This window comes from Embleya sp. NPDC050154, from assembly GCF_044460165.1.
GTDB lineage: Bacteria > Actinomycetota > Actinomycetes > Streptomycetales > Streptomycetaceae > Embleya.
Genome location: NZ_JBITJP010000032.1, coordinates 1 through 13454 on the forward strand (window position 1 = coordinate 1; position 13454 = coordinate 13454).

Annotated in this window: 8 protein-coding genes; 1 reads left to right on the forward strand and 7 read right to left on the reverse strand. The window is 71.6% G+C overall.

Features of this window, described 5'->3' with window-relative positions; genetic code table 11:
• The 7 genes from ACIBSV_RS43080 to ACIBSV_RS43110 all read right to left on the reverse strand — a co-directional run.
• Positions 1-4970 (reverse strand): beta-ketoacyl synthase N-terminal-like domain-containing protein (locus ACIBSV_RS43080; RefSeq protein ID WP_395872946.1); only part of this gene is annotated, 4970 nt, incomplete at its 3' end.
• 406 nt (positions 4971-5376) lie between these two features.
• Positions 5377-6171: a thioesterase II family protein gene (locus tag ACIBSV_RS43085; protein WP_395872947.1), complete on the reverse strand. Its 795-nt coding sequence runs from the start codon at positions 6169-6171 to the stop codon at positions 5377-5379.
• Positions 6168-7271 (reverse strand): alpha/beta hydrolase, encoded by a 1104-nt coding sequence (locus tag ACIBSV_RS43090; RefSeq protein ID WP_395872948.1) that lies wholly within the window; start codon positions 7269-7271, stop codon positions 6168-6170. Before ACIBSV_RS43090 ends, ACIBSV_RS43085 begins: the two co-directional genes overlap by 4 nt.
• Positions 7268-8119, reverse strand: a complete 852-nt coding sequence (locus ACIBSV_RS43095) for a 2-oxo acid dehydrogenase subunit E2 (protein ID WP_395872949.1) — start codon at positions 8117-8119, stop codon at positions 7268-7270. Before ACIBSV_RS43095 ends, ACIBSV_RS43090 begins: the two co-directional genes overlap by 4 nt.
• On the reverse strand, positions 8116-8352 hold the full coding sequence (locus tag ACIBSV_RS43100) for an acyl carrier protein (protein WP_395872950.1): 237 nt from the start codon (positions 8350-8352) through the stop codon (positions 8116-8118). The genes ACIBSV_RS43095 and ACIBSV_RS43100 overlap by 4 nt, the downstream gene beginning before the upstream one ends.
• Entirely contained in the window at positions 8349-10313 is a 1965-nt protein-coding gene (locus ACIBSV_RS43105) for an HAD-IIIC family phosphatase (RefSeq protein WP_395872951.1), read from the reverse strand. The genes ACIBSV_RS43100 and ACIBSV_RS43105 overlap by 4 nt, the downstream gene beginning before the upstream one ends.
• On the reverse strand, positions 10310-11341 hold the full coding sequence (locus ACIBSV_RS43110; protein ID WP_395872952.1) for a 3-oxoacyl-ACP synthase III family protein: 1032 nt from the start codon (positions 11339-11341) through the stop codon (positions 10310-10312). Before ACIBSV_RS43110 ends, ACIBSV_RS43105 begins: the two co-directional genes overlap by 4 nt.
• A gap of 458 nt (positions 11342-11799) precedes the next feature.
• On the opposite strand from ACIBSV_RS43110, the gene ACIBSV_RS43115 reads away from it, so the two are divergent.
• Positions 11800-13452, forward strand: a complete 1653-nt coding sequence (locus ACIBSV_RS43115; protein ID WP_395872953.1) for an ABC transporter substrate-binding protein — start codon at positions 11800-11802, stop codon at positions 13450-13452.
• Positions 13453-13454: the final 2 nt, after the last annotated feature.

Genomic DNA, 13454 nt, shown 5'->3' on the forward strand with positions numbered 1-13454 from the left:
TAGGGTTTGAGGGCTTCGGCGCAGGCGTCGAGGTGTTCGCGGAACGGTGTGGACGTGGCGTACAGGTCGAGTGCCATGCCGTCCCATTGGCTGCCCTGTCCGGGGAAGACGAACACGATCTTGCCGGGGTCGGTGGTCGCGATGCCCTGGATGAGGTCCGGGGTTTCCTGCTGCTGTGCGAGGGCGTTGAGGCCGGCGGTGTGGTTGCCGATGACTACCGCGCGGTGCTCGAACAGCGTGCGCCCGGCCAGTACACGGGCGACAGCCGCAGGGTCCGACCCCTGTCGAGCCGCCAGGTGTTCACTCAACCGCCGCGCCTGATCATGTAGGGCCTGCGGCGTACGCGCCGACAAGACCCAAGGCAGCGGCAACGGGTCTGCGGCGACCGGGGTTTCCGGCTCCGGGTCGACCGGCTCCGGTGCCGGACCGGGTACCGGAGCCTGCTCGATGATCACGTGCGCGTTGGTGCCGCTGATCCCGAAGGAGGAGATGCCTGCTCGTCGGGGGTGGTTGGTGTCGGGCCAGGGTGTGGGTTCGGTGAGGAGTGCCACCGCGCCGGAGGCCCAGTCCACGTGCGGTGATGGTTCGTCGACGTGGAGCGTTTTGGGCAGGAGGCCGTGTTGCATGGCGAGGACCATTTTGATGACGCCGCCGACGCCTGCGGCGGCTTGGGTGTGGCCGATGTTGGACTTCAGGGAGCCGAGGTGGAGGGGGTGTTCGGTGGGGCGGTTTTGCCCGTAGGTGGCGAGGAGCGCCTGGGCTTCGATGGGGTCGCCCAGTACGGTTCCCGTGCCGTGTGCTTCGACGGCGTCGATCTGGTCGGGGGTGAGGTTGCCCGCGGCGAGTGCCTGGCGGATGACGCGTTCCTGGGAGGGGCCGTTGGGTGCGGTGAGTCCGTTGCTGGCGCCGTCCTGGTTGATGGCGGAGCCGCGTAGTACGGCGACGACCGGGTGGCCGTTGCGTTGGGCGTCGGAGAGGCGTTCGAGCAGGAGCAGGCCGACGCCCTCGGCCCAGCCGGTACCGTCCGCCGTCGATGAGAACGCCTTGCAGCGGCCGTCCGGTGACAACCCGCGCTGGCGGCTGAACTCCACGAACATGCCCGGCGTCGCCATCACGGCGGCGCCGCCGGCGAGCGCCAGCGAGCACTCCCCATGCCGAAGAGCCTGAGAGGCGAGGTGGATCGCGACGAGCGAGGACGAGCACGCGGTGTCCACCGTCACCGCCGGACCCTCGAACCCGAACGTGTAGGCCACCCGACCCGACGCGACACTCGCCGTATTGCCGGTGAGCAGGTAGCCCTCGAAGCCGTCGGCGGGCTCGTGCAGGCGCGGGCCGTAGTCCTGACTCATCGCGCCCACGAAGACTCCGGCGTCGCTGCCGCGAATCGTGGACGCGTCGATGCCCGCCTGTTCGAACGCCTCCCACGCGGTTTCGAGCAACAGGCGTTGTTGTGGATCCATCGCGGCGGCCTCGCGCGGACTGATCCCGAAGAACTCCGCGTCGAACCCGTCCGCGTCGTGCAGGAATCCGCCCGCTCGCGCGTATGTCTTGCCCGGTACACCTGGCTCCGGCGCATACAGCTCGTCGACGTCCCAGCCCCGGTTCGTCGGCAACGCGGTGATGGCGTCGATGCTTTGGCTGACCAACTGCCAAAGCTGATCCGGAGATTGCACGCCACCGGGATAGCGGCAGCTCATCGCCACGATCGCGATCGGATCGTCGTCGCGCGGTGCGATCATCCGGGTTCGCGAGTCGTTCGTGGTGCCGATTCCGGAGAACCGGGCCCACAGGTGGTCGGTCAGGACCCGGGGCGTCGGATGGTCGAAGGTGAGCGTCGCGGACAGGTCCAGCCCGGTGGAGGTCGCGAGCCGGTCGCGGAACTCCACCGCCGTCAGCGAGTCGAATCCCGACTCCTTGAAGCTCTGCCCGGGGTCGACGGCGTCGGAGGTCACGTGGCCCAGCGCGATGGCGGCCTGGGTGCGGACCAACTCCAGGAGTACGCGCCTTTGTTCGGCTTCGGACCGGCCGCCGAGGCGGCGCGCGAGCGGGTTGGCCGGCTCCGTGGCCTCCGCGTCCTCGGTGGTCTCCGCGTCCTCCGCGAGTTCCACGCTCGACGCGGGATCCGGGCCCGTCTTCGCGGCGGTTTCGACGGTCGGTCCGGAATCGGCGCCCGGCGCCGGGTCGGCGAGCCAGTAGCGGCGACGCTGGAACGCGTAGGTGGGCAGGTCGTCGACGACCTGGTCGGTGGCGAGCTGCGTGCTCCAGTCGGGGGCGGCGTCCAGGAGCCGGGTGTGCGCGATGGCGGTGGCGACGGTGGGGGCCTCGGGCTGCTTGCGGTGCAGAGTCGGGATGAAGACGGGCGATGCGTCCCGGGCGGAGTCACCCGATCGCAGGCTCTCGACGGTGCCCCGGGCGAGGGTGGTGAGAGTGCTGTCGGGGCCGAGTTCGATGTAAGTGGCGACGTCGTGCCGGTGGAGCGTGGTGACGCCGTCGTGGAAGTGCACGGCGTGCCGGATGTGCTCGGTCCAGTAGGCGGGATCCGTGAGTTGCTCGGTGGTCGCGATCGTGCCGGAGACGTTGGAGACGAGCGGGGTGTGCGGTGCGTGATAGGTCAGCGATTCCGCGATGTCCCGGAACTCCGCCAGCACGGGGTCCATGTGCGGTGAGTGGAACGCGTGGCTGACGGTGAGTTCCTTGGTCTTGTGTCCCGCGCCGCGCACCTGTTCCGCGATCCGGCGGCATCGGTCGCGGTCGCCGGAGATCACCGTGGCCCGAGGCGCGTTGTGCGCGGCGATCGAGACGAAGTCGTGTTGGTCGGAGATGAGTTCCGCGAGCTGCTCCGGCGTGGCGTCGATCGCGATCATCGCGCCGCCGGAAGGTGCGGTCTGCATGAGTCGCCCGCGTGCGGTGACGAGGGTGGCGGCGTCGGGGAGGTCGAGGACTCCGGCGAGGTGGGCGGCGGTGAGTTCGCCGATGGAGTGGCCGATGAGGTAGTTCGGCGTGATGCCGTGATGGATCAACAGGTGGTGCAGTGCGCTCTGGAGGGCGAAGAGCGCGGGTTGGGTGTAGCGGGTCTGGTCGAGGAGCTCGGGGTGGTGGTCGATCACGTCGCGGAGCGGTCGGTCCAGGTGCGGGTCCAGGTGGGCGACGGCCTCGTCGAAGGCGTCGGCGAACACCGGGTACGCGGCGCGGAGTTCCGAGCCCATGCCGGGTCGTTGGCTGCCCTGCCCGGTGTACATGAACGCCGTCCCGCCGGCGGTTCCCGAGTACGTGCCTTGCACGACCGTGGCGCCGCCCTGGTCCTCCGCGAGCCCGGCCAGCCCGGCCAGGAAGCCGGCCCGCCGGTCCGCGACGACCGCCGCCCGATGGGCGAACAACGTCCGCCGGGTCGCCAGCGTCCGGGCGATCGCGGCCGGGTCCGCGTCCGGGCGCGCGGTGACGTACGCGTGCAGGCGGGTCGCCTGGTCCCGCAGCGCCTGCGGGGTACGGGCGGACAGCACCCACGGCGTCGGTGCCGACGGCCGCTCCGCGCCCGAGTCCGAGTCCGAACCGGGACCCGAGTTCGTTCCGGCGCTCGCGCCCGCCGCCGTCGAGACGTCGTCCCGAAGTCGTGCGGTAGGTGATTCCGCGAGTACCACATGGCAGTTCGTGCCGCCCATGCCGAACGAGCTGACCCCCGCGATCAGCGGACGATCGGGCTGCGGCCAGGCACCCGATTCGGTCTGGACGCGCAGGTTGAGCTCGGCCAGCGGTATGTCGGGGTGCGCCGTCTCGTGGTTGAGGGTGGCCGGGAGCACTCGGTGGTGGATGCTCAGCGCGGTCTTGAGCAGTCCCACGATGCCTGCCGCGCCCTCCAGATGCCCGACGTTGGTCTTGGCCGACCCGACCGTGAGCGGTTCACCGGACGCGGTGCGACGGGTCCCGAGCGCCGCGCCGAGCGCCGCGGCCTCGATCGGGTCGCCCACCTTGGTGCCGGTGCCGTGCAGCTCCACGTACTGCACGTCGTCCGGACGGACGCCGGCGGCGCGGTGCGCGAGGCGGACGACGGCTTCCTGGGCGCGTGCGTCGGGGACGGTCAGGCCCGGCGTGGCGCCGTCGCTGTTGATCGCGCCGCCTCGGATGACGCAGTACACCCGGTCGCCGTCGGCCAGCGCGCGGGCGAGCGGCTTGAGGACGATCGCGCCGCCGCCCTCGCCGCGCACGTAGCCGTTGGCCCGGGCGTCGAAGGTGAAGCAGCGACCGTCGGGTGAAAGTCCACCGAACTTGCTCGCGCCGACGGTGCTTTCCGGTACGAGGTTGAGGTTGACGCCACCGGCGATGGCGAGTTCGCACTCGCCGCGCCGGACGCTCTCGCAGGCCGTGTGCACGGCGACCAGCGCGGAGGACTGGGCGGCGTCGAGGGTGAGGCTGGGCCCGTGCAGATCCAGCGTGTACGAGACTCGGTTGGCGATGATGGCGCGGTTGACGCCGGTGAGGCTGTGCCGGGTGATCGCCGCGGGACCGCCGCGGTGCAGCAACGCGGCATAGTCGTCCATGGTGGCGCCGACGAAGACGCCGGTTCGGCTGCCGGCGAGGGTGCCGGGGACGATGCCGGCGTCCTCCAGGGCCTCCCAGCCCAGTTCCAGGATCAGCCGCTGCTGCGGGTCCATGGCCACCGCCTCGCGCGGGGCTATGCCGAAGAAGGCGGGATCGAAGCCGTCGACACGGTCCAGGAATCCGCCGTGCCGGGTGGCGACCTTGCCCGGGGCCGAGGGGTCCTCGTCGTAGTAGGCGTCGATGTCCCAGCGGTCGGCCGGGACTTCGGTGATCGCGTCCACGCCGTCGTGCAGCAGCCGCCAGAAGGCCGCCGGATGCTCCGCCTTGGGCAACCGGCAGGACATGCCGACGATCGCGACGGCGTCGGTGTCGATGCCGGCGGTGTCGACGTCGGTCGCCGGCGTCGTCGCGGCCGGCACGGGCTTTCCTGTCATCGCGTGTCACTGCCCCTCGTCGTGAACAGGTCGCGGCGGCCGCACCGTGCGGGGATGCCTGAGGACCGTTCGTGTGCTGCCAGGCTCCAAAGTTGTCGCGGGTACTAACGCCGGCCTTTGAATCGTCTAAAGCGGCCGGCCGCGCACCGCCGCCGTCGGCGCGGACCGTCCGGGACCGGGAGCCGACCGGCGCCGGAACGCGACAAGGCCCGGTGGGACGGTGCTTGGGCACCCCACCGGACCTGGTCCGATATCCGGTTTTCGACGTTCGTGGTACAGCCTTCGGCGGCCCGCTTCGGCCGGCTCCCGTCGTGCGACGCCCGACACACGGCCTCGGCCCCCGGGTTGGGAGACGCCCCACGCCCGACGCTCGTGGTCGTACGCCGGCCGGCCCGGCCGTCGGCGGTCAACAGGCCCGGGCGACCGCCGGTGCGCGCAGGAGTGGGGCCAGCGCGCGGGCCGCGAAGGCCGCGCCCGGTTCCTGGGCGAAGAAGTGGCCGCCCGATTGCACGTGTACGCGGCACCGTGCCGACGTGTAGGTGTGCCAGGCCGCGGCGTGCGGGAGCGATACGAGCGGATCATCGACGCCCGCGAAGACCTCGATCGGGCAGGGCAGCCGCGCGCCGTACTCCGGGTGGCCCCGATGCGGGTCGGACGCGCACAACCGCAGGTCGTCGCGCAGCAGTGCGATCGCCGCTCGGCGCCACTCCGGATACCGGAGCAGCGTCGGCGACATGCCGCCGATGTCCAGGAGGAATTGCCCCAGTTCCTCGTCGGTGCGCTCGGCGGCGCCGTCCAGGGGCGTGCGCAGATGCGGTGCCGGGCACGCGCCCACCACGAGCCGTTCGGGCAGCGTGCGCTCGTGTTCGAAGCGCCGTCGGGTCAACGCGTGGGCCACCAGGGCGCCCATGCTGTGCCCGTAGAAGACGTACGGCCGGTCGCTCAGCCACGGATCCAGGTCGGCGTCGAGCTCGGCGACGAGCTCGGTCAGCTCCCCGGCGCGCGCTTCCCGGGCCCGCCCCTCGCGGCCGGGGAGTTGGATCGGCAGGACGTCGACGCCCGGGCCCAGCGCACGCCGCCAGTCGCCGAACGACGAGGCCGCGCCACCCGCGTGGTGGAAGCAGAACAGTCGCAGCGGAGCGCCGATCCCGTCGGGTTCACGCGGCAGGAAGCGGGACGAGAGGCCCGCCCGCGCGCTCATCCGCGGCTCCCGGTGAGCCGGCGGCGCAATCGGATTACGGCCAACAGGCCCTCCAAAAGGGCGCGTTGCGGAGTGCGGGCGCCCATCATGCGCAACACGGAGACGATGATCCACAACCTGGTCTCGGTCACGTGCCGGGGCGAACCGTGCACGTCGTCATAGGTGTTCAGGCTCAGCTTGCGCACGTGCGCCCGCAGCAGGTCCGGGTCGGCCGGCGGGATGATCTCGTCGCGCAGACTCACCGTGCAGGCCACCGGGATGTCCAGGGCCGCCAGTTGATCCGGCGTCAGGGCCCAGTCGGCCATCCGGGCGTACAGGTTCTCGGGCTTGGCGCCGGTCAGCCGGGCCAGGGTGTCCACGGTCACCCGGGGCAGCCTGCTCTGCCAGTCGGCGTCGGTGAAGAACGCGCCGACCGGGACCCCGGCGGTGGCGATGCCCCGGATGCGTTGGTCGGACACCGCGCAGCGCAGTGCGAGGTGGCCGCTGAAGCTGAGCGCGACCGCGTACGTACGCGAGACGTCGGCGCGATCGGCCACCGCGTCCAGCACGTCGGACAGGATCCGCCAGCTGTCCCGGTCGTAGGCCAGCGTGTTCTCGCCCACGCCGGGCATCTCGGTGACGACCCCGGCCAGGCCGAGTTTGCGGGCCATCAGCAGTACCGGGGCCCACTGTTCCTTGATGCTCACGATGCCGCCGGTGACCAGCAGCAGCGGCTTGCGTACGCCGTCGGGCCCGTCGGTCAACCCGGTGGCCCAGCAGCCCACCCGACCGCCGGGCAGGTCCAGGTCGATCCGCTCCAGATCGGGCTGCTCGGCGGCCCAGCGGCCGAACGTGGACACGCAGCCGTCCAGGGCCTGCTGCCGGGCCGGGCCGTCGACGTAGGGAAAACGCGCCATGTTGTAGTCCCGGCACGCCTCCAGCAGCTTCCCGTCGCCCACCAGCCGGGCCGCGCCCCGCGACCACTCGCGTGCCCAGGAGCCGGGCGCGCCGTCGTCGTCGTTGTCGATCCGGCCGAGCAGCTCGCCGTAGTGCGCCGGCGGGATGTTCTGGGCCTTGGCGTGCACGAGTACGAACTGCTTGAGCTCGTCGATGTCGTTCACCTCGGGCTGCCTTCCGTGAGGGGGGAGCGGGTTTCGGCGGCCTCGGCCGGCTCCGGGGCGGCGGCCGGCTCGGCCGGTCCCGGGTCGGGCTCGGTGAAGTCCTCCAGGGCCTGCTTGATCTCGGTCAGCACGTCCGCGGCCTCCGCGCCGTCGACGACGCGGTGGTCGAAGGCCAGGTTCAAGCGCATGATCGGAGCGATGACGATCCGCCCGTCGCGTACCACCGGGCGTTGCACGATCCGGCCCACGCCCAGGGTGATGGTGGTGCCGCCGACCGAGTGGAAGCCGTCCACGGCGCGATGCCCGAGCGAGGTGACCGCGAAGGTGCCGAAGCGCCGCGCCCGGGTCCGCAGCGGCCGGACCACCCGGCGAAAGGCGAGGGCGCCGATCAGCCTGGGCAGCCGCTGGAGTCTGGTCAGCGCGGCGAACTCGGGCATGGTCGCCGGGTCTCCGTCGGCGTAGTGCCACACCTGCCGCTGGATCTCGGCCAGACTCGCGCGATCCAGATCGGGCAGTACCGCCGAGAGCACGACACGCCGGCCGCCGAGGGTCTTGTCCAGGGTCAGCTTGCCGTCCACCGAACCGTGCCGCAGCACGCGCGGCACCAGCCCGCCCAGGGCCGCCGCGTTGGCCTCGGGATGGTCGGCGAGCACTCTCGCGGCACCGTGCAGCACGTAGGTCACCAGCGAGTACGGCCGGCCGGTGCCCCGGGTGGCGGCCCGGTGTGCCAGCACCGCGCTCATGTCGACCTCGGTGTCCAGGAAGACGGGGGCGAACACGCGGATCTCGCCGAGGAAGTACAGCGTGTGCCGGCGTTCGCGGGCCGCCGGTACGCCCGCGCCGCTCATCCGGACACCGCCAGCGTGTAGACGGCCTCCAGGCTGGTCGCCTCCAGGACGTCCGGCAGCGAGATGCGTCGACCGGTGTGCCGCTCCAGCGCGGTGAGCAGCCACAGCAGGTGGACCGAGTCCCAGCCGGCCAATCGGTCGAAGGAGTCCGCCGCGTTCGCCGAGGTGATCGGCAGGCCCAGTTCGTCGCGGACCAGCGCGACGAAGTCGTCAAGGGTGTTCAACGTGCTCATCGCTCGGGTTCCCCTTCGAAGGTCTCGGTCAGCGCGACGTGCCCGGGCACCGGGACGATGTCCACCAGGTCGTGCCGGAAGGTCAGCGCGTCTTCGTCCGCGGCGGCCGGATCCACCGGATCCGCGCCGGACACCGCGGGTTGGCCCGGGACGGGCACGAACCCGTACCGGGGGTAGAGGTCGCGGACCTTGCCGTTCTTGGCACTGGCCCGATACGTGCCGTAGACGGCCTCGGCGCCGGTCGCGCGCGCGTGCCGCAGCAGCGCGGACAGCGCCGACTGCTCGACGCCCCGGGCGAACACCCGGCAGCTCAGCAGCATGTTGTCCACGTGCAGCGCGTCGTCGCGGCGGTGCGCGAGGATCGCGCCGACCAGACCGTTGTCGCCGAAACGGTCGGCGGTGTGGATGGTCAGGACGAGTGCGTCCGGGTCGGCGAGCAGGGCCCGGACGGCGGGCTGTTGCAACCGCTCGGTGGTCAGGTTGAACTGATTGGTGCGCAGCGTGAGCTGGGACACCCGGGAGGTGTCGTCGGGCCCGGCGGGGGCGACGCGTACGGTCACGCCCAGTTCGTTCAGGTAGTCGTCGAGCGAGGTGAACGAGTCGAGGAAGTCCCGCCGATCCAGCTCGTCCCGGTAGCGCGAGGTCCGGGCCCGGTCCTCGGTGGTCAGCTCGCGGGTGTCGAACCAGCCGTCGGCGAGCAGCCGGCCCGGGTGCAGCGCCGGCTCCTCGTCCAGCCGGACCACCGCGACCTCCGGCAACTCGCGTCGGACCAGGCCGCATTCGTAGGGGCTGTCGTCGACGAAGACGAAGGCGTCCACACCCAGGTTGAGCGAGGCCGCGAGTTCGGCGAGGTTCTCGTGCTTGGGCGCCCAGTTGGCCACGACGCGAACGAAGTCGTCCTCTCGCAGCGTCATTCGGGGATGCTCGCGCAGCGCCTCGCGGACCGGGTCGGGGTCGTTCTTGCTGACCGCCGCGAGCAGGACGCCCTGTGCGCCCAGTTGTTTGACCACGCGTTGGAAGGCGGTGAACGCCTCGCCCCGGTAGCCGGCGCCGACCTCGATGCCCTCGATCCCGTCGTCGCCCAGGACGCCGCCCCACAGCGTGTTGTCCAGGTCGAGCACCAACACCTTGCGGGTCCGGCCGACCACGTTGTTGGCCAGGTGCGCGGCCTCGCGGGCGTACCCGGCCAGGAGTTCGGCGGACAGGTGCGCCTTGGCGTACACGTGCAGCCGCGGCTCGGTGGCCACGATGCCGTCGGCGAGCAGCGGGTCCAGGTCCAGGACGACGACGCTCGCGTGCGCGTCGGCGATCCGGAGCAGGCGCGCGTTGGCCTCGCGCCAGACCGCGCCGAGCCGGGCCCGGGAGCGGTGGTCGACCAGTTGCGCCGAGTGCGCCCGGGGCAGCGGCAGCGTGTTGAGCACCAGCGTGCCGGTCCCGGTGCCGGCGTAGCGCGCGGCGAGTTGTTCGAGCAGGCCCACCTTGGCGGACAACACCTGTTCCACGTCGGCGGGGGTCCACGGCAGGGGCACCTCGTCGAAGACCACCGACGCGTCGAGCACGCACAGCACCAGGTCCGCCTTGGCCGCGTACAACGAGCTCTCCGGGTCCGAGAGTTCGAAGACGTAGCTGTCGAAGTCGGTGACCTGCGGGCGGGACACCAGTCCGTGTCGGGCCAGTTCGCCGGTGAGCGCGCCGGTCAGCGCGGACAGGGTGCCGTGTCCGGTGATGGTGACCGAGACGGTGCGCACGCCCGGGTGGGCGGCCAGGACCGCGTCCGGCTCCAGGCGGGACAACAACACTCCGGCCCGGGCCAGTTCTGCGGGCGTCGCGTCGGTCAACAGTTCGCGCACGGTCGGGTACCGCGCGATTAGTCGATCGGCCCGGTGCAGCGCGAGCAGCGCGTCGACTCCGGTCGGGGCAGGGGAGACGCTCTCGGCCGTGGGCGATGGGGTGGTGGTCATATCCTCTCCAGGGCGAAGCCCGCCTTGATCCACTTGCTGGACTCCACCGCGATGCCCACGGCACGGTCGCCGGCGGCCATCTTGGGCAGTGCCCGCTCCAATTGCAGGAACGGCAACGCGTTGCCGTTGTTGCCGGTCTCGTGCACGCAGGTGATCTCCTGCGCGCGAGGCGCGTCCAGGGTCCGCATGATCCGGGCGGTCATCCGGCCGGACAACTGCGGCGGCAGAAGGTAGTCGACGTCGTCCGCGTCCCAGCCGAGGCCGTCCAGGAGTTCGGCGAGGATCTCGCCGGCCATCACCGGCACCGACTCCTCGATCATCTTGTAGTCCTCGCTCGCGGCGGGCCGGTCGGCGTGCCGATCGGCCAGACCGAACCACTCGATGACCTGCCCGGGCGCCCGGCCCAGCCCGGTCAGCCGGTTGACGATCGCGCGGATGGCCACCGATCCGGCCACCGGCTCGGTGCTCAGCACGGCGGCCCCCGCGCCGTCGCCGAAGAGCACGAAGTTGACCAGCTCCTCCGGGGACAGCGCGCGCAGGTCGACGTCGAGGTCGAAGTGCTTCGCGGACACGTCGCCGCCCAGGACGAGCGCGGTGCGGTGCCGGCCGGTCGCCAGCAGGGTGCTCGCCACGTCCAGCGCCTGCACCGCACCCGCGCAGCCGGACTGAAGCTGATAGGTCGGCAGTTCGTTGATGCCGAGCCGGTCCGCGACGATGTTCACCGTCGCGGGCATCAGCACGTCCGGGGTGGCCGTACCCAGCACCATCACGTCGATGTCGCCCGCGGCCAGGCCCGCCTCGGCGAGCGCGCGCCCGGCGGCGGCGGTGGCGAGTTCGGCCAGTGAGGAGCGGATCTCGCCGCTGTCCAGGTCGACCGAGAGGTGGCGCGTGCGGGTGCCGATGAAGACGTCGATCCACTGCTCCCACACCGCCTCCATGCCGAACCGCCGTGCCAGGGCGGCGTTGTCCACGGCCGGGCCCGGGAGTGCCGTGCCGACCGCGAGGATGTGGATATCCGAGGCGTGCATCCTTGCCCTTCCTTCACGTGTGCGAATGCCGGCGGCGCCGTCGGCCCGCAGCGGTGACGAGCCCGCGTCCGGTGCCGCGTACGCGCCTTCCGGCTGCCCCCGTGGGTGCCCGTGCTGCGGGGACGGCTGCGGCAAGGCTGTGCGGGCGCGCTAAAACGCGGCTAAGACCGGCCCGCCGAGCCGGGCGCCGACGGGCCGCAGTCCGTTGGCCGAAGAGTCCGCGGACCGCGCGCCGACGGGCTCGCGGGCCGGCTGTCGGAGGGCGTGCGGGCCGGTTGCCGAAAGGCCCGCGGACCGGTTGCCGCGCCCGACTTCAGCACGGCTTTAGCGCCCGTACCGAGAGTGATCGATCAACGTCCCCGTGCCCGGTTCCCCGGCGCCCCGGTGCCGGCCCGTCCGCACCGCACGGGTTCCGCGTTCGTCGGGCGGAACCGGCCACACCCTCGAGGAGCCCCAGCATGCACACGATCGTTCGACGCACGGCTCGGGGCAGACCCCGCCTGCTCGTGGCCCTCGGCGCGGCCCTGGCGGTGCTCCTGTCGGGTTGTGCGGCGGACGACGGGCCCGCCGAACAGGCGGGCGCGGCACCGCGCCCGGGCGGCACGCTGAGCTTCGCCACCGACGTGGAACCGGCCTGCATCGACCCGGCGGTCAGCCCCCTGGACGTCACCGCGCTGATCGACCGCAACATCTTCGACTCGTTGGTCAACCTCACCCCCGACGGCGTGATCCACCCCTGGCTGGCCCAGAGTTGGGACATCTCGCCGGACGGCCTCACCTACACCTTCCGGCTGCGATCGGGAGTGCGCTTCCACGACGGCGCCACGCTGGACGCCGCCGCCGTCAAGGCGAGCCTGGACCACGTGGTCGACCCCAAGACCAAGTCGCAGGGCGCGGCCGGCCTGATGGCGGCCTACAAGGGCAGCGCGGCGCCGGATCCGAGCACCGTGCGGATCACCCTGTCCCGCCCGTACGCGCCCTTCCTCCAAGTGCTCAGCACCGCCTACCTCGGCATCCAGTCGCCCAGGTCGCTGACCAACCCCGCCGCCCCCTGCGCACGGCCGGTCGGCTCGGGGCCGTTCCGGTTCGAGAAGTGGACGAAGAAGCAGAGCATCTCGCTGCGCCGCAACCCCGACTACGCGTGGGCCCCACCGACCGCCGCGCACGACGGACCGGCCCACCTGGACGGGCTGAGCATTCGTTTCATCACCGAGAACGCGGTCCGCGTCGGCGCGCTGACCAGTGGTCAGGTCGACGTGATCGGCAGTCTGCCCGCCGCGAACGTGCGTACCGTCAAGCGCGACGGCTCGCTGCAACTGCTGCGCGCCGACGCCCCGGGCGGCGTGTACAGCGTGTTCCTCAACTCCGGGCGCGGACCCTTCGCCGACGAACGCGTCCGGATCGCCTTCCAACGCTCCGTGGACGTCGAGGGCCTGATCAAGGCCATCTACTTCGGCCAGTACCGCCGTGCCTGGGGCGCGCTCAGCCCCAACGGGGTCGGCTACAACCCCGCCGTGGAAGGCAGTTGGCCGCGCGACCCGGCGCTGGCCAACCGGCTCCTGGACGAGGCCGGGTGGACCGGGCGCGACTCGGACGGCGTACGGACCAGGAACGGCGCCCGGCTCAGCCTGCGTTGGCCGGTGCTGACCGCCAAGATCCGCGAACAGCGCGACATCCTCGGCGAGGGCATTCAGGCCCAGGCCAGGCAGGTCGGCATCGAGATCGACCGGGTGGGCCAGGACACCGGCACCTACAGCAAGGACGTCTACGCCGGGAACATGGACATCTGGGACACCAGCAACGTACGGGCCGAACCGGACGTGCTGCGCTCCCTGTTCGGCTCCGGACAGACTCTGGCCAAGGGCGGCCTGAACGTCTTCAAGCTGGCCGACCGGCAGATCGACACCTGGCTCGAGCAGGCCGTGACGACCACCGACCCGGCGATCCGCGCGGCCCGCTACGGCGAGATCCAAAAGTACCTGGTCGAGCACGCGCTCACGCTGCCCATGTACGTACCGACCTACCTGATCGGCGCCGAGAAGAAGGTGCACGGCGTGACCTTCGAGGCCGCCGCCTATCCGCTGTTCTACGACGCCTGGCTGGGGAAGTGACC